The organism is Streptomyces sp. NPDC048278, assembly GCF_040652195.1.
In the GTDB taxonomy this organism is placed as follows: Bacteria; Actinomycetota; Actinomycetes; order Streptomycetales; family Streptomycetaceae; genus Streptomyces.
The window spans coordinates 196,618-212,248 of the sequence record NZ_JBEZLP010000013.1 but is presented as its reverse complement, the minus strand read 5'-3'; the positions used below and the strand labels follow the sequence as shown (position 1 = coordinate 212,248).

The window sequence follows — 15,631 nt, the reverse complement described above, 5'->3', positions numbered from 1 at the left end:
CGTGGTTGCTCGCGCAGTTCCCCGCGCCCCCAGAAGAAGGGCGTCGCGGCGAGCGCCCTGTCAGGGGCGCGGGGAACTGCGCGACCAGCCCCCACCTGGCCCGCGGCCGAAAACGGCGGCCCCCTACGCCACCGGCTCCCCCGTCGGCCCGCTCGCCCCCGTCGGCTCCACGATCGCGCCCTCCCAGGACAGCGCCTTCCAGCCGTCGGCCGGGGAGCCCTCCAGGATCACCACGCCCGTGTTGGCGAGGAGGCGGGAGGCGGCGTAGGGGACGTCGACGTTGTCGGCGCGGGCGGCCGTCCAGAGGCGGATCACCGCGCCGTGGCTGACCATGGCGACCGTCCCGGCGCCGCTCGCCGCGGCCTCGGCGACCACCGCGTCGTAGCGGCCGAGGACCTCGTCCCCGGTCTCCCCGCCGGGCATCCGCGGCGCGGTGTCCCCGGCCGCCCACCCGAACACGGTCCGCATGTACTCCTCGCCCCGCCCGGAGTGGCCGGGCAGCATCTCCAGGTCGCCGGCGGAGACCTCGCGGATGCCGTCGCGGACGACCGGTTCGAGACCGCGGGCGGCTGCCAGCGGGGCGGCGGTGAGCCGGGTGCGGGTGAGGGTGGAGACGTAGAGGGCCTCGATGTCCTCGCCGGCGAGGGCCGCGGGGAGGGCCGCCGCCTGCTGCTCGCCGAGGGCGGTCAGGCCGGGACCGGGTACCGCGGTGTCGAGCAGGAAGTCGACGTTGGTCGGGGTCTGTCCGTGACGTATGAGGAGCAGGCGCATCCGGGGTTCCTCTCACTCGGCTCACTCGACCGCGGCGCGGGCAGGCAGGAAAGTGCCACTTCAGGGTAACCGGACCCGCATGAGCCCAGACGTCGACCTCACCGTCCCGAAGCCCGGCCGGCACGCGCTGCGCGACCGGCTGCTCGCCCTCGACAGCCGCCTGTTCGAGTTCGCAGCCGAGCGGAACTGGCCGTTCGCCGGGCCGGTGCTGCCCCGGCTGAGCCGCAGCGCCAACCACGGCGTGCTGTGGTGCGCGACGGCCGCCGCGGTGGCCGCGACCCGCACGCCCCGGGCCCGCCGGGCCGCCGCCCGCGGCCTGGCCTCGCTCGCCGTGGCCTCCCTGGCCATCAACACCCTCGGCAAGCGCTCGGTGCGCCGCCCGCGCCCGCTCCTGGACCCGGTGCCCATGGCACGGCACCTGAAGCGACAGCCGATCACCACCTCGTTCCCGTCCGGGCACGCCGCGTCGGCGGCGGCCTTCGCGACCGGTGTCGCCCTGGAGTCCCCGGGGTGGGGCGCGGTGGTGGCGCCGGTGGCGTTCTCCGTCGTCATGTCCCGGGTGTACACGGGCGTGCACTTCCCGAGCGACGTGCTCGCGGGCGCGGTGCTCGGGATGGGCGCCGCGTTCGCCGTACGGGGCCTGGTGCCGACCCGGGCGCAGACCGGCCCGCCGCCCCGGCCGCGTGCGGAGGCCCCGGCGCTGCCGGACGGGGAGGGGCTGGTGGTGGTGGCCAACCGGGCCTCGGGCAGCGTGGAGCGGATGCGGGTGCTGCGCCGCGAGTTGCCCGCGGCGGAGCTGGTGGAGTGCGAACCGGCCGAGGTGGAGGCCGAGTTGGCGAAGGCGGCGGCGCGGGCGCGGGCGCTCGGGGTGTGCGGCGGCGACGGCACCGTGAACGCGGCGGCCGGCGTCGCCCTGCGCCACGGGCTGCCGCTCGCGGTGCTGCCCGGCGGCACCCTCAACCACTTCGCCCACGACCTGAGCGTGGAGGACGGCCGGGGCCTCGGCCGGGCGGTGCGCGAGGGCGAGGCGGTCCGGGTGGACGTCGGCCGCTTCGCCTCCGGCGGCCAGGAGGGCGTCTTCCTGAACACGCTGAGCCTGGGCGTCTATCCGGAGCTGGTCCGGGAGCGGGAACGCTGGTCGCACCGGATCGGGGCGTGGCCCGCCGAGGTACTGGCCGTGCTGCGGGTGCTGCGCACCGACCGGCGTCCGCTCCAGGTCGAACTGGGCGGCGAGACCCACCCGTTGTGGCTGCTGTTCGTCGGCAACTGCCTCTACCACCGGCTGGCCCTGACCCCGGCCCGCCGTACCGACCTGGCGGACGGGCAGCTCGACGTACGCGTGGTGCACGGCGGCCGGCATCCCGCGCTCCGCCTGCTCTCCGCGGCCCTCGCGGGCCCCCTCCCCCTTCCCCACTCCCGGATCCGCTCGGGCGGGCGGCACCCGGACCCCACCCGCGCCGGGGCCCGGGTGACCCGGCTGCGCCTGACCGGCATCGGGTCGGGCACGCCGCTCGCGTACGACGGTGAAGTCACCGACGTGGCGGGTGAGTTGACCGTGGAGAAGCTACCGAGGGCACTGACCGTGTACCGGCCGCTGCCCTGATCCGCCCATCCGGCATGACGAACCGTCAGTCCATATCGTAAAACGCAGGTCTCATCATTCGACATGCGGGCGTAGCGTTGCGGATACCGCGGGACGGGGCCGTCCGGCCCCGTCCGCCGGTGTGACGCGAAGGGGTTGAGCCATGTCGAAGCCACAGGAGACCGCCGTCTACACGCACGGGCACCACGAGTCGGTGCTGCGTTCCCACACCTGGCGCACCGCCGCCAACTCCGCGGCCTATCTGCTCGGTTCGCTGAAGCCCCACATGCGGATCCTGGACATCGGCTGCGGTCCGGGGACCATCACCGCCGACCTGGCCGAACTGGTCCCGGACGGCCGGGTCACCGGCGTCGACCACGCGCCGGGCATCCTGGAGCAGGCCCGCGCGACCGCCGCCGGGCGCGGGCTGACGAACGTGGACTTCGCCGTCGCCGACGTGCACGCGCTGGACTACCCGGACGACACCTTCTGCGTGGTCCACGCCCACCAGGTGCTCCAGCACGTGGGCGACCCGGTGCAGGCGCTGCGCGAGATGCGCCGGGTGACCAAGCCGGGCGGCTTCATCGCGGTACGGGACTCGGACTACGCGGCGATGACCTGGTACCCGGCGGTGCCCGGCATGGACGACTGGTCGGACCTGTACCGGCGGGTGGCCCGCGCCAACGGGGGCGAGCCGGACGCCGGCCGCCGGCTGCGGTCCTGGGCGCTGGCGGCCGGGCTGACGGACATCACGGCCACCTCCGGTACCTGGACGTACAGCACGGACGAGGAACGGGCCTGGTGGGGCGGGCTGTGGGCGGACCGTACGGTCGCCTCCTCCTACGCCGAGCGGGCCACCGAGGGCGGCCACGCGACCGTGGAGCAGCTGACGGCGATCTCGGCGGCCTGGCGGGAGTGGGCCGAGCAGGAGGACGGCTGGTTTGCCGTACTGCACGGAGAGCTCCTCTGCCGCAAGTGAGGGGCAGGCGAGCGGGCAGGTGAGCGGGGCCGCCGCACGGCGTTCGCCGGCGGTCAGCGCTGTCCGGCCGCCCCGGCACCCTGCTCGGTGAAGGAGTAGGCCGCCCAGGGCCCGGTGAGCTCCAACCGGATGCCCGGTGCCTCGTCCCTGGTGCGGTCGACCAGCTCCACGAATGCCTCGCACTCCGCGCGCGGCACCAGATAGGCCGCGTCGAGCAGGCCCGGCCCGGACGCCCCGGAGAGCGCCGCACTCCGGGGCGGGTGCAGCCGGGAGTCCTCGGCGCGTGCCGCGAGCCGTTCGTGCAGGTCGTGCGCGAACTCCTCGGCGGCCCGTCGTTCCTGCTCGGGCCCGGGCGGCCCGGCGTACAGCCTGACCCCCCACTCGACCCGCCCTTCGAGCCGGTCGAGGGTGCGCAGGAAGTCGGCCTCGCGGGCCTCCATCATGATCCGTACGCCGCTGTCGTCCCGGAAGACCGTGGCCGGCCGGAGCGGGAGCGGCGTGGTGACCGTGGTGAGCGCGTCGATCACGCCCTGGTGGGCCCGGGCGGTCACGGCCAGCCAGTCCGGGTCCGCCAGGTGGTCCCGCAGCGGCTCCTCGGCGAAGTCGCCCTCCGGGACCGTGCTGACGACGGCGACCAGTCCGTGGTGCCTGAGCAGCCCCGGCGGGGCCCCGGCCACGCCGGTGAGCTGGACCTGCAGGGCCGCCGCGAACGGACGGCAGACGGCGTACACGTACCGGAGTCCGCCCTGTGCGGTCATCCGTCCTCCTCCTGACGCGGTCCGCGGCCGGCCGTGGAGACCGCGGGTTCGGCGGGCCCCGGTTCGACGAAGCTGTACGGCGGGAGCGGCCCGCTGACGCTCAGGTCGAGATGCGGATGGCTCGCGCGCAGCCGTGCGACCCCGGCCAGGAAGGTCTCGGCGCAGCGCCGGTCCACGAGGAAGGACACGTCGACGAGCCGGTCGGCGGAGCCGGGCCCGGCGCTGACGGCGACCGACTCGGGTTCGAGCGCCTGCCGCACCTCGGCCGCGTCCGTGGCCTCCCGGACCCGTACGGCGTCCACCACCATCTCGTCGAGCAGCAGCCGGCTCCGGTGGCTTCCGCCGCCCGCCCTCCGGCCGGCCTCGGCCAGGGCGCGCAGCTCGGGGTGCTCGGACATCACGCGGTGCAGCACGGCCTCGTCGACGGAGGAAGCCCTGACGTCGTACTCGACCTTGCCGTCGAGGGTGCGCAGCCGCTCCCGGTAGTGGTCGGCGCGTTCGGCGAGGACGCCGGTGACGGTGTCGTCGTCCGGGGCGACGCTGCCGAACCGCATGGGCAGCACGCAGCCGCCGCCTCCGGCCACCGCCAGCACGTTCCGGTGGGCGAGCCGGTCCCGGCGCCCGGGCCGCAGCCCGTCGGGGGCGTCACTGACCAGTGCGGCCAGTTCACCCTCCGTGAGAACCCGCACCCGGCGCGGCGGATCGCCGACCCCGGCCATGCCCTCGGGCAGAGCGGGGTGCGCGGCGGCCGTGACGCCGTAGACATACGTACCCACTCCTGCTCCTCCCTCGCTCTCTCCGTCTCCTCCGTCTCCTCCGGCTCATTCGGCTCATTCGGCTCATTCGGCTCGTTCGGCTCCTTCCGGCGGGCGCGGTCCGTGCCGGTTCAGCGCACGATCGCCTCCTCGACCAGCAGCCGTCCGGCCACGGCGATCGCGTCGGCGTCGATTCCCGCGGCGTGCAGCTGCTGGTCGGGGGCGGCCGAACCCGGCATGGTGCGGACGGCGAGCCGCACCAGCCGCGGCACGGGCCTGCCGTCCGCGAACGCCTCCGCCACCGCGTCGCCGAGCCCGCCCTCCTCGTGGTGGTCCTCGACGGTGAGCAGGCAGCCGGTCTCCTCGGCGGCCGTGCGCAACGTCTGCCGGTCGACGGGCTTCACGGAGTACAGGTCGACGACCCGGATCAGGATGCCGTCCTCGGCGAGCGCGTCGGCGGCCTTCAGCGCCTCGTGCAGGGTGACCCCGGCGGCGACCACGGTCAGCCGGTCCTCCTCGGAGGAGCGCAGCACCTTGCTGCCGCCGACCGGGAACTCCTCGTCAGGCCCGTAGATCACCGGGCTCGCCCCGCGCGAGGTGCGCAGATAGCGGATGCCGTCGAGTCCGGCCATGGTGGCGACGAGCCGGGCGGTCTGGTTGGCGTCGCACGGGTAGAGCACGGTCGAGCCGTACACCGAGCGGAACATCGCCAGGTCCTCCAGGCCCATCTGGGAGGGCCCGTCCTGCCCGACGGCCACGCCCGCGTGCGAGCCGACCAGGTTGATCCCGCTGCCGCTGACGGCGGCCATCCGCACGAAGTCGTAGGCCCGGCTGAGGAAGGCGGCGAAGGTGGCGGCGTACGGCACCCAGCCCCGCGTGGCCATGCCCACGGCACCGGCGACGAGTTGCTGTTCCGCGATGTAGAACTCGAAGTAGCGGTCGGGGTGTTCCTTGCCGAAGAGTTCGGTACGGGTGGAGTCGCCGACCTCGCCGTCCAGCGCGACCACGTCGGCGCGGGCGTGGCCCAGCGCGACGAGCGCCTTGCCGAAGGCGTCGCGGGTGGGGACCTCTTCTCCCTTGTCGTAGCGCGGGAGTTCGAGCGCGCCCGTGGGCACCGAGTGCAGCGCGCGGGCCGCCGGCGGCTCCTTCACGTGGACGCGGAGATCCCGTACCCCGCCGAGTTCGGCGATGGCCTCCTCGGCGTCCGGCAGCGGCTTGCCGTGCATGCCCTCGCGGTCCTCGACGGAGGCGACGCCCCGGCCCTTGCGGGTGCGGGCGAGGATCACGGTGGGCTGCCCGGGGGTGGCCGCCGCCTCGACGCAGGCGCGGTCGACGGCGTCCACGTCGTGCCCGTCGATCTCCACGGTGTGCCAGCCGAAGGCCTGGAAGCGGCGGGCGTAGGCGTCGAGGTCGTGGCCGTGCCGGGTGGGGCCGCGCTGGCCGAGCCGGTTGACGTCGACGATCGCGGTGAGGTTGTCGAGGTGCTCGTACCCGGCGTGCTCGGCGGCCTCCCACACGGAGCCCTCCGCCAGCTCGCTGTCCCCGCACAGCACCCAGACCCGGTAGCGGCCGTGCTCCAGCCGCTTCCCGGACAGCGCGATGCCGACGCCGACCGGCAGGCCCTGGCCGAGGGAGCCGGTGGCGGTCTCCACCCACGGCAGCCGGCGCGGGGTGGGGTGCCCCTCCAGGTGGCTGCCGAGCTTGCGGAAGGTGAGCAGCTCGGCGTCGTCGAGGGCGCCGGCCGCCTTGTAGGCGGCGTACAGCAGCGGCGAGGCGTGGCCCTTGGAGAGGATGAAGCGGTCGTTGCCGGGGTGGTCGGGCCGCTCGAAGTCGTAGCGCAGGTGGCGGGCGAGCAGGACCGCCATCAGATCGGCGGCGGACATCGACGAGGTCGGATGCCCCGACTCGGCCGCAGCAGCCGCCCGCACGCTGTCCACGCGCAACTGCTGGGCGAGTTCGACGAGTTCGGCGGTGTTCATGAGGCTCCTTCCGGAGGACGGTCACTCATGGCCGAGGCGCATACCACCCACGTAACCGTAGGCTCACCCTCAAAACCCCGCGCGCCGAAAACACCCCGCACTGAAACGCGCCCTGAAGGGGCGCGGGCAACCACACACTGCCCACAGTCGACCACGCACAGTATCCGTAGATCTCGACGGCAAGACGACTCCGCACCCGGCCCACGGCAACTAGGCTCGTGCCCATGGAGATTCTGGGCGCCTCCCTGCGCATCTGCGTCGACGACCTCGAAACCGCGATCCCGTTCTACGAACGCCTCTCCGGCGGCAGAGCCCTCCGTTTCGAACGCGGCGACGTCCAGGTCGCCGCGGTCGGCTCCTTCCTCCTGATGAGCGGACCGGAGTCGGAGCTGGAGGTGCTGCGCAAGGTGGCCGCGACGATCGCGGTGCAGGACGTCGGCGCCGCCCACCGGCTCCTCGACGACCTCGGCGCCCGCGTCCTCGCCGGGCCGATGGCCACCCCCGTCGGCCACACGCTGCTCGCCATGCACCCGGACGGCTCGGTCTTCGAGTACGTCGACCAGCGCGGGGACTGAACCGGCCGGGTCACAGGCCCTGCGGTCGCATCCGGAAGTCGTACCGGGCGGGCAGCGGCTCGTCGCCGAGCCGCGCCCACAGCCGGCCGAGCGCGTCCGACCCCTCCCGCAGGTCGGCCACCTCGAACCCGGCCTCGAAGACGGCCCGGGCCGCCGTCCGGCGCCCTTCGGCGAGCAGCAGCTCCGCCTCCAGGAGCCGGAACCGCCCGCGCTCCCGGATCGCAGGCAGCAGCGCCTCCCACACCGCGCGGGCCTCCGCGAGCCGCCGTACCCGCAGCAGTGCCTCGACGGCCTCACGGCCGAGCGCCGCGCAGGCCGCCGTCCAGGTCTCGCCGTCGTCGCGGCGCTCCCGGCACAGGTCGTCGAAGGCGTCGGCGTACCGCTCGGCGGCCCGCTCGTGCTGCCCGTACTCCTGGTCGGCGACGGCGAGGCAGCGCAGCAGCGGCCAGAGCGACGGAGCCAGGGCGAGGGCCCGCTCCCAGCTGCGGACGGCCTGGGCGCGGTCGCCGGCGTGCCACTGGGCGACGCCGAGGTGGTACTCGGTGTGCGGGGTGGCGGGCGCCGTCTCCAGCATGTCCCGCCAGTGCGGGGCGACCAGGGTCGGTCCGGGCGGCCTGACCCTGCGGGGTTCGGGCAGGGTGCCGGTGCGCAGCAGCTCCCGCCAGGGCGCCTGCTCCTCGGTCAGCGTCGCCTCGGCGAACGGCGTGCCGGGCAGCTTCCAGTCGGCGCGCAGCACTTCGAGGGCGCCCCAGCCGGAGCCGGTGGCGAGGAGTTCGCCGGGTTCGGCGTCGGCGTACGGCTTCCAGGCGGCGTGGGCGGCGTCGAACTCCGCGCGCGGCAACGCGAGTTCCAGCTGGCGCGGCACGTCCTGCGGGGCCGCGGTGAGCGGGCCGTACGCCTCCAGCCAGGAGATCTCGGTCTCCGCGTCGAGGCGGACGTGCTCCAGCTGGGTGCGGGCCAGTCCGGCCTGGATCTCGCGGTAGCCGCCGGTGCCGGGCCCGCCCAGCCACTCCTGCCAGCGTCGGCCGCCCGGCCCCGAGCCCCACACGAACTGCTTCCGGCCGCGCAGTTCGTCGGTGGAGGTCTGCACCAGGCCGTGGCCGTCGGTGTCCAGCGCGGCGATCCAGCGGCGCCGGCCGTCCGGGATGTCGTAGAACCAGTCGGTCGGGTAGGGGTGTCGGGCGTCGGGCTCCGGAACGGGCACCCGGCGCAGCCTGCGCTCGGTCCCGAACTCCCAGGCGTGCTCGGCCGGGACGACGATCCTGCGGTCCTCGGGTACGGCCGTGTTGGACCACCAGTAGCCGGGCACCGGGTGTTCGTGCGGGTTGCGGACGCGGACCCCGGCGTACAGGAAGTCGGAGCCGTCCGGCAGCCACAGGTCGACCTGGAAGGGCAGGTCGCGCAGCCGTTCCCACTCCCAGAGGCGGAGCATCTCGCCACCGTCGGGGGCGGGGACGCGGGCCGCGTGCAGCGGGGCGCAGGAGAGCGCGGTGTGGCCGGTGGCGCCGATGTTCCACTCGATGCCGCCGGCGTACCAGGCGCCGTTGAGGGCGAGGTTGGCCGGCTGGAACACCGGGTTGCGGTGCAGGAGTTCACGGCCGGTGGGCAGGTGGACGAGGGAGGCGACGCGCCCGCCGAGGCCGGGCAGGACGGTGGCGCGCAGCCGGTCGTTCTCGATCACCAGGGCGTCGATCCCGCGGGGTGTGCGCGTTCTGCCGTAGCCGTCGCGGATCCGCACCGGGAGCAGGCTGCGCAGCGGTTCGTGGCCCAGCCCGTGGGCCATGTCCCGGGGCAGGTCCTCCCGGTCGCGCTCGTCGACGCGGTGGATCTCCTCGAGGAGGCGGAGCGGCGGCAGCGGGTTGTCCGGGCCCAACTCCGCCGCGGGCAGGGTCAGTACCTCACGTCGGATCCTCGTCACGATCACCATGGAACCCGCCGCCGGTTGAGCTGGCCAGGGGAGCTGCCGGTCAGGATTGCGCAAAGGCCGACGGGCGGAGGTCAGCGGGCAGGCGACAGCAGGCCGGGGTCAGCCGGCAGAGGTCAGCCGGTGGTCCGCATCTCCGTCGTGATCGCCCAGCGTTCGTGGTCCCGCCAGGCCCCGTCGATGTAGATCATGTCCGGTGAGAAGCCCTCCAGCCGGAACCCGGCCCCGCGGGCGAGCGCGATGGACGCGGCGTTGCCGGGCTGCACGTTGATCTCCAGCCGGTGCAGCCGCATCGGTCCGAAGGCGTGGTCCACGACCAGGCCCATCGCCTCCCGCATCAGGCCGCGCCCGGCCGCGTGCGCGAACGCGCCGTAGCCGAGCGCACCGCACTGGAAGCCGCCCTCGACGATGTTGTTGATGTTGATGAACCCGGCGATCGCCCCGCCCTGCTCACCGCGCTCCCCGCGCTCAGCGTGTTCCTCGCGCTCCCCGGGGTCCTTCTCGCAGACCAGGAACCCGGCCTTGCTGCGGTCCTCGATCAGCCGTCCCGCGTAGCCGGCGTAGGCCGCGTCCGTGGTGGGCGGGAACAGCCAGGGCTGGTGGAGCTCCTTGCTCTCCCGGGCCCGGGCGATGAACTCGGCGCCGTCCTCGTAGGTGTACGGGCGGATGCCCACGCGGGGGCCCTCGGCGAGATAGCGGGAAGCGGTGTGCGGCATCCCGACACCCTACGCGGACCAGGCGCGGACGCTGCACGGAATACGCCGCGCGGCCCTCCGGGTGGACCCCGGCTCAGCACCGGCTTCAGCTCAGGGCCGGCTTCAGCTCGGCATCGGCTTCAGCTCAGGGCCGGCTCCCGCAGGGTCAGCGTGCCCGCGTCCGCGTCCAGCTCGGCGGCGACCCCGAGCGGCATCGTCAGGGCCGCCTCGCAGTGCCCGAACCCGAACTCCTCCAGCACCGGCACGCCCAGGCCGCCGAGCCGGTCGAGGAGCATCGGCCGCAGCCGCTCGTAGGGCCCGCACCGGTCCCAGGAGCCGAGCACGATCCCGGCGACGCCGTCGAGCAGACCGGAGCGCAGCAGCTGGGTGATGCTCCGGTCGAGGCTGTACGGGGCCTCGCCGACGTCCTCCAGCAGGAGCAGGCCGCCCCGGGTGCCGGTGTGGGTGTGCGGGGTGCCGATGCCGGTGGCGAGCAGCCGCAGGCAGCCGCCGACGGTGACGCCCGTGGCCCGGCCGCCCACCAGTGCGGCGCCCCGGGAGGGGATGGTGCGGACCGTCTCCGGGGCGAAGAGGGTGGCCCGCAGGTGTTCCTGCGCCTCGGCGTTCTTGACGAAGTCGGCACCGGCGGCGACCGGACCGTACAGGGTGGCGAGGCCGAGCCGGGTCGCGAAGGCCTCGTGCAGCACGGTCGCGTCGCTGAAGCCGACGAACACCTTGGGGCCCGCCGCCCGCATCGCCTCCCAGTCGAGCAGGTCGACGAGGCGCTGTGCGCCGTAGCCGCCGCGCGCGCAGAGCACGGCGGAGACGGACGGGTCGCACCAGGCGCGCTGGAGGTCGGCCGCGCGCTCGGCGTCGGAGCCCGCGAGGTAGCCGAGCCCGGCGTCCCTGGCGAGCACGTGGGGCGCGGCCACCGGGTCGAGGTCCCAGCCGCGCAGGACGTCGAGGCCCGCCTGGAGCCGTTCCTCCTGCACCGGCCCGCTCGTCGCCACGACGGCGACCCGGGCCCCGGCGGAGAGCCGCGGCGGCCTCACCAGCTCGGCCACTGCGGCCCGCTCCGGCATTTCGCCCTGCTCCGGCATTTCGCCCTGCTCCGGCATTTCGGTCCGGCCCGGGGCTTCGCTCTGTTCCGGCACTTCGGTCACTTCACCAGTTCCAGCTCGGGGATTCCGGGCACGTCCAGCCCGAACACCTGAGCGTAGAGGGCCAGCTCCGCCTCCAGCGCGCGGACCAGGGTCTCCGCGCGCCGGAAGCCGTGGCCCTCACCCGCGAAGGTGAGGTACGCGTGCGGCACCGGGCGGCCGTCGAGCCGGGCGAGGAAGCGTTCGCACTGCGCGGGCGGGCAGATCACGTCGTCAAGGCCCTGGAGCAGCAGGAAGGGCGCGGTGAGCCGGTCGGCGTGCTCGCTGGGCGACCGCTGAACGTACCGCTCGGGCACCTCGGCGAGCGGGCCGATCAGGGATTCCAGGTACTGGGACTCGAAGTCGTGGGTCTCCCCCGCGCCCCAGCTGGTGAGGTCGAGGACGGGGTAGGAGATGGTGCCGCAGGCGTAGACGTCGGTGCCGGTCAGGGAGGCGGCGGTGGTCCAGCCGCCGGCGCTGCCGCCGCGGATCGCCAGCCGGGCCCGGTCGGCGGTGCCCTCCTCGGCGAGGGCGAGCGCGACGGCCGCGCAGTCCTCGACGTCGACCACGCCCCACTGCTCGCGCAGCCGCTCCCGGTAGGCCCGCCCGTATCCGGTGGAGCCGCCGTAGTTGACCTCGGCGACGCCGATGCCCCGGGAGGTGAAGTAGGCGATCGCGAGGTCGAGGACGAGCGGTGTCCTGCTGGTGGGACCGCCGTGCGCCCAGACGACGAAGGGCGGCCGTTCGCCCTCGGGGGCGCGGTGGCCGGGGTGGTGGGGCGGGTGGATGTGGGCGTGCACCTCTCGGCCGCCGGGGCCCGCGAAGGTGCGGATCTGCGGATCGGGGTAGTAGGCGGGGTCGACCGCGTCCCGGTGCGGGGTGCCGACGACCCGGGCCCGGCCGGAGGCGGTGTCGAGTTCGACGACCTCGTGGGCGGTGCGGGGGTCGGCGCCGACCGCGAGCACACGGGTGCCGTGCACGGCGAGGGTGGCGGAGAACTCGGTCCACGGTCCGGCCGCGTCGGCGATCTCGCCGGTCTCCGGGTCGAGTATCCCGAGTGTCATCGCCCCGCGGCCGTGGAGGACGGCGACCAGCCCGTTGTCCAGCGGTGCGAACCAGTTCTGGCCGAGCCGCCAGAGCGGCCCCGCGAACTCCTCCTCGCGCGGGCACAGGGCCACGTCGTCGCGGTACAGGTTCCACCAGCCGCTGCGGTCGCTCGCGTACAGCAGCCGGTCGTCCGCGGTCCACGCCACCTGGGCCACGGCCTCGGCGGGACCGCCGGCCACGGTGCGGACCGAGTGCAGGTTTCCGTCGGCGCCGACCTCGCCGACCAGCAGTTCGGTGCCGTCCCACGGCATCCGCGGGTGGTCCCAGGCCAGCCAGGCGGCCCGGCGTCCGTCGTGCGTCAGACGCGGCCCGGTGACGAACCGGTGCCGTTCTTCGGTGAGTTCGCGTACGGCGGCCCGGTCGTCGGCGGCCGAGCCGTCCAGCGGCACGGCGGCGAGCACCCGGCGGACGTCGGTGGGGGCGGGCCCGGTGAACTCCTCCAGGACGCACCAGACTTCGCCCCGGTCCAGGAGCAACTGCGGGTCGGCCCAGCGGGGTCCGGGCGGGGTCAGCGGCCGAGGTGCCTCGTCGGGGCGGTACAGGTACAGCCGCTGGTCGTCGAAGTGGACGAAGACCAGCAGCGGTTGGCCGCCGTCGTCGGGTACGGCACCGGCCCAGGGCCGTCCGCCGTACTCGATGACCCGGCTGCGGACGTTCCACGGCGCGGGCAGCACGGACTCCCCGGTGGAGCCGCTGACCAGGGTTCTGCGACCGCCCTCCGCGGGCCGGGGCTCGGTCCACCAGGGCTCGTCGCCGACGAAGCCCACCCACTCGGCGAAGCCGTCGTGCGCCGCCGCCAGGGCCGCGTCGACGGGTGAGGGCCACGAGCCGTACGCCTTCGTCTCCACGTGCTCTCTCCTCTCGGGTGTCACGCTGTGCGCAGGAAGCGGTCCAGGACCCGGACGCCGAAGTGCAGGGCCTCGACGGGAACGCGTTCGTCGACGCCGTGGAACAGGGCCTGGTAGTCCAAGCCCTCGGGGAGCTCGAGCGGGGTGAAGCCGTAGCCGGTGATGCCGAGCCGGGAGAACTGCTTGGCGTCGGTGCCGCCCGACATGCAGTACGGCACCACGTGCCCCTCGGGGGCGAACTCCTCGACGGCGGCCCGCATCCGGGCGTACGTCGGTGAGTCCAGCGGTGCCTGGAGGGCGACCTCGCGGTGGTGGAACTCCCACTCGACGTCGGGGCCGGTGAGGCGGTCGAGGGTGGCGCGGAACTCGTCCTCGGTGCCGTGCAGCCAGCGTCCGTCGACGAAGGCGACGGCCTCGCCTGGGATGACGTTGACCTTGTAACCGGCGTCCAGCATGGTCGGGTTGGCGCTGTTGCGGACGGTGGCCTCGACCAGCTTGGCGGCCGGGCCGAGCTTGTCGAGGAGCAGGTCGACCTCGTGCAGGTCGGGCTCGATGCCGTAGAGGGCGGCGAGTTCGGTGAGGGCGGCGGAGACCGTCGGGGTGAGGCGGAGCGGCCACTGGTGCTCGCCGATGCGGGTGACGGCGGCGGCGAGCCGGGTGACCGCGTTCTCCTTGTTGACCTTGGAACCGTGCCCGGCCCGGCCGCGCGCGGTGAGCTTGAGCCAGGCGGTGCCGCGTTCCCCGGCGGCGATCGGGTAGATCTGCCGTCCGCTGCCGTCGTGGAAGGTGAAGGCACCGGACTCGGAGACGCCCTCGGTGCAGCCCTCGAACAGTTCGGGGTGGTGGTCGGCGAGGAATCCGGAGCCGTCCTCGGCGCTGGCCTCCTCGTCGGCGGTGAACGCGACGACGATGTCCCGCCGCGGCCGTACCCCCTCCCGGGCCCAGGCCCGGGCGACCGCCAGGATCATCGCGTCCATGTTCTTCATGTCGACGGCGCCCCGCCCCCACACCACCCCGTCGCGGATCTCCCCGGAGAACGGGTCGACGCTCCAGTCGGCGGCCTGCGCGGGTACGACGTCGAGATGGCCGTGGACCAGGAGCGCGTCCGCGGCCGGGTCCGTCCCCTCGATACGGGCGACGACGTTGGTGCGTCCCGCGGTCCGCTCCAGCAGGACCGGTTCCAGGCCCGCTTCCGCGAGCCGCTCGGCCGCGTACTCGGCGGCGGGCCGCTCCCGGCAGTCGCCGCCGCCGAAGTTGCTGGTGTCGATCCGGATCAGCTCGGCGGTGAACCGGACGACCTCGTCGAGTGCCCGCTGGTCAGCCATACTGCTCCTCCACCGCGGCCGAGACGATCGTGGTGACCGCCTTGAAGGTGCGGATGCCGTCGTACATGGTCCCCTCGGTGTACGCCACCTTCCGCTCGCCGACCTGGTCCACGCCGGGGACGACGGTGGCGGCCAGGGCGAGGTGCTCGGCGTCGAACTCCAGGGCGATCGTGAAGGGCCCGCCGGTCACGGGCTCGTGCCGCACCGCGAGCCGGGTCGCGTCCTTGGCGGCGGCGCGGATGTCGGCGGCGGTCCGGGCGGGCGTCCGGCACACGGCCGCGTACCGGGACACGTGGTCCTTGACGGCGACCTTGCGGGCCTCGGGCGCGTAGCCGAGGGCGTCCTCGCAGGCCAGGTCGTCGCCGGTGAAGAGGACGACCGGGACGCCGTACTCGGCGGCCACGTGCGCGTTGAGCAGGCCCTCGCTGGCGCGGACGTCGTTGAGCCAGACGCCGGTGACGGAGTTGGGCAGGTAGGTGTGGGCGAGGACGCCCTCCATGCCGGCGCCGGTGTGGTAGCCGATGAAGGCCACACCGTCGACGTCGCCGTGCTGGACGCCCTCGACCATGGAGAGCGTCTTGTGCCGGCCGGTGATCATCTGGGCGCGGTCGTCGAGCTGCTCCAGGAGCAGGTTGCGCATGCTCCAGTGGGCCTCGTTGATGAGGACCTCGTCGGCGCCGCCGTCGTAGAAGCCGAGGACGGCGGCGTTGACGTCGGAGGTGAACATCGGCCGGCACCGCTCCCACTGCGGCGCGCCGGGCAGCACGTCGCCGGGCCAGGTCACCCCGGTGGCGCCCTCCATGTCGGCGCTGATGAGGATCTTCATGCTGCTTCACGTTACGCGTCGACGGGTGAACTTCCTACGAGGCGGAACGAAGGTCGAGCCCACTCCCGTATGCGGCGCCGGGGCCTCCGCTTCGTCATGCCCCGTTGGAGTCCGGCTTGTCCGCCGCGACCTCCTCGCAGGACTTGCTCGCAGGACTTGTCGGACTCGTGCGCGGTGATCCGAACCTGGGACGGGTCCTCGGTCCTTGACGGGAAGTCGATGGTGAAGCAGCGGCTGACCTTGGTGTCCCCTGAGCCGAAGAGGTGCGGGAAGGGCTCGTACGAACGTGAGAACCGCGCCAGGACGCGTGCGCCCGCGCCGTCGAACCGCAGACAGTAGAGCCACGCGCCGGTGCGACCGTTGCTCGG

At 74.1% G+C, this 15,631-nt stretch carries 13 protein-coding genes; 3 read left to right on the top strand and 10 right to left on the bottom strand.

Annotated elements, in window-relative coordinates:
- Positions 1–123: 123 nt before the first annotated feature.
- Positions 124–771, bottom strand: a complete 648-nt coding sequence (locus tag AB0D74_RS23830; protein ID WP_362590353.1) for a histidine phosphatase family protein — start codon at positions 769–771, stop codon at positions 124–126.
- A 79-nt stretch (positions 772–850) separates the two neighbouring features.
- Between AB0D74_RS23830 and AB0D74_RS23825 the strand changes: the two genes are divergently transcribed.
- Positions 851–2,374 carry a phosphatase PAP2 family protein gene (locus AB0D74_RS23825; protein ID WP_362590350.1) on the top strand — a complete coding sequence of 508 codons (1,524 nt, stop codon included), beginning with the start codon at positions 851–853 and terminating at the stop codon, positions 2,372–2,374.
- 142 nt (positions 2,375–2,516) lie between these two features.
- Entirely contained in the window at positions 2,517–3,332 is an 816-nt protein-coding gene (locus tag AB0D74_RS23820) for a class I SAM-dependent methyltransferase (protein ID WP_362590347.1), read from the top strand.
- A gap of 53 nt (positions 3,333–3,385) precedes the next feature.
- On the opposite strand, the gene AB0D74_RS23815 is transcribed toward AB0D74_RS23820, so the two are convergent.
- The 3 genes from AB0D74_RS23815 to AB0D74_RS23805 form a co-directional block, all read right to left on the bottom strand.
- On the bottom strand, positions 3,386–4,090 hold the full coding sequence (locus AB0D74_RS23815; RefSeq protein WP_362590344.1) for a GvpL/GvpF family gas vesicle protein: 705 nt from the start codon (positions 4,088–4,090) through the stop codon (positions 3,386–3,388).
- A complete protein-coding gene (locus AB0D74_RS23810) occupies positions 4,087–4,866 on the bottom strand; it encodes a GvpL/GvpF family gas vesicle protein (RefSeq protein WP_362590341.1) in 780 nt (259 codons plus the stop codon). Before AB0D74_RS23810 ends, AB0D74_RS23815 begins: the two co-directional genes overlap by 4 nt.
- A gap of 110 nt (positions 4,867–4,976) precedes the next feature.
- Positions 4,977–6,824, bottom strand: a complete 1,848-nt coding sequence (locus AB0D74_RS23805; protein ID WP_362590338.1) for a transketolase — start codon at positions 6,822–6,824, stop codon at positions 4,977–4,979.
- Between the two features lie 224 nt (positions 6,825–7,048).
- On the opposite strand from AB0D74_RS23805, the gene AB0D74_RS23800 reads away from it, so the two are divergent.
- A complete protein-coding gene (locus tag AB0D74_RS23800; protein WP_362590335.1) occupies positions 7,049–7,399 on the top strand; it encodes a VOC family protein in 351 nt (116 codons plus the stop codon).
- 10 nt (positions 7,400–7,409) lie between these two features.
- Here the strand turns inward: AB0D74_RS23800 and AB0D74_RS23795 are convergent, their stop codons facing one another.
- The 6 genes from AB0D74_RS23795 to AB0D74_RS23770 all read right to left on the bottom strand — a co-directional run bounded on the left by AB0D74_RS23795 (position 7,410) and on the right by AB0D74_RS23770 (position 15,263).
- Positions 7,410–9,326, bottom strand: a complete 1,917-nt coding sequence (locus AB0D74_RS23795; RefSeq protein ID WP_362590332.1) for a DUF5107 domain-containing protein — start codon at positions 9,324–9,326, stop codon at positions 7,410–7,412.
- A gap of 113 nt (positions 9,327–9,439) precedes the next feature.
- Positions 9,440–10,039 carry a GNAT family protein gene (locus AB0D74_RS23790; protein ID WP_362590329.1) on the bottom strand — a complete coding sequence of 200 codons (600 nt, stop codon included), beginning with the start codon at positions 10,037–10,039 and terminating at the stop codon, positions 9,440–9,442.
- A 119-nt stretch (positions 10,040–10,158) separates the two neighbouring features.
- Positions 10,159–11,082: an LD-carboxypeptidase gene (locus tag AB0D74_RS23785; protein ID WP_362590569.1), complete on the bottom strand. Its 924-nt coding sequence runs from the start codon at positions 11,080–11,082 to the stop codon at positions 10,159–10,161.
- A 95-nt stretch (positions 11,083–11,177) separates the two neighbouring features.
- Positions 11,178–13,112: a prolyl oligopeptidase family serine peptidase gene (locus AB0D74_RS23780; RefSeq protein WP_362590326.1), complete on the bottom strand. Its 1,935-nt coding sequence runs from the start codon at positions 13,110–13,112 to the stop codon at positions 11,178–11,180.
- A 20-nt stretch (positions 13,113–13,132) separates the two neighbouring features.
- Positions 13,133–14,437, bottom strand: a complete 1,305-nt coding sequence (locus AB0D74_RS23775) for a M20/M25/M40 family metallo-hydrolase (protein ID WP_362590323.1) — start codon at positions 14,435–14,437, stop codon at positions 13,133–13,135.
- Entirely contained in the window at positions 14,430–15,263 is an 834-nt protein-coding gene (locus tag AB0D74_RS23770; protein WP_362590320.1) for a M55 family metallopeptidase, read from the bottom strand. Before AB0D74_RS23770 ends, AB0D74_RS23775 begins: the two co-directional genes overlap by 8 nt.
- Positions 15,264–15,631: the final 368 nt, after the last annotated feature.

Coding starts and splice junctions, on each gene's coding strand:
- AB0D74_RS23770 (WP_362590320.1), bottom strand. CDS start 15,263: ATGAAGATCCTCATCAGCGCCGACATGGAGGGCGCCACCGGGGTGACC.
- AB0D74_RS23815 (WP_362590344.1), bottom strand. CDS start 4,090: ATGACCGCACAGGGCGGACTCCGGTACGTGTACGCCGTCTGCCGTCCG.
- AB0D74_RS23805 (WP_362590338.1), bottom strand. CDS start 6,824: ATGAACACCGCCGAACTCGTCGAACTCGCCCAGCAGTTGCGCGTGGAC.
- AB0D74_RS23830 (WP_362590353.1), bottom strand. CDS start 771: ATGCGCCTGCTCCTCATACGTCACGGACAGACCCCGACCAACGTCGAC.
- AB0D74_RS23800 (WP_362590335.1), top strand. CDS start 7,049: ATGGAGATTCTGGGCGCCTCCCTGCGCATCTGCGTCGACGACCTCGAA.
- AB0D74_RS23790 (WP_362590329.1), bottom strand. CDS start 10,039: ATGCCGCACACCGCTTCCCGCTATCTCGCCGAGGGCCCCCGCGTGGGC.
- AB0D74_RS23775 (WP_362590323.1), bottom strand. CDS start 14,437: ATGGCTGACCAGCGGGCACTCGACGAGGTCGTCCGGTTCACCGCCGAG.
- AB0D74_RS23820 (WP_362590347.1), top strand. CDS start 2,517: ATGTCGAAGCCACAGGAGACCGCCGTCTACACGCACGGGCACCACGAG.
- AB0D74_RS23825 (WP_362590350.1), top strand. CDS start 851: ATGAGCCCAGACGTCGACCTCACCGTCCCGAAGCCCGGCCGGCACGCG.
- AB0D74_RS23795 (WP_362590332.1), bottom strand. CDS start 9,326: ATGGTGATCGTGACGAGGATCCGACGTGAGGTACTGACCCTGCCCGCG.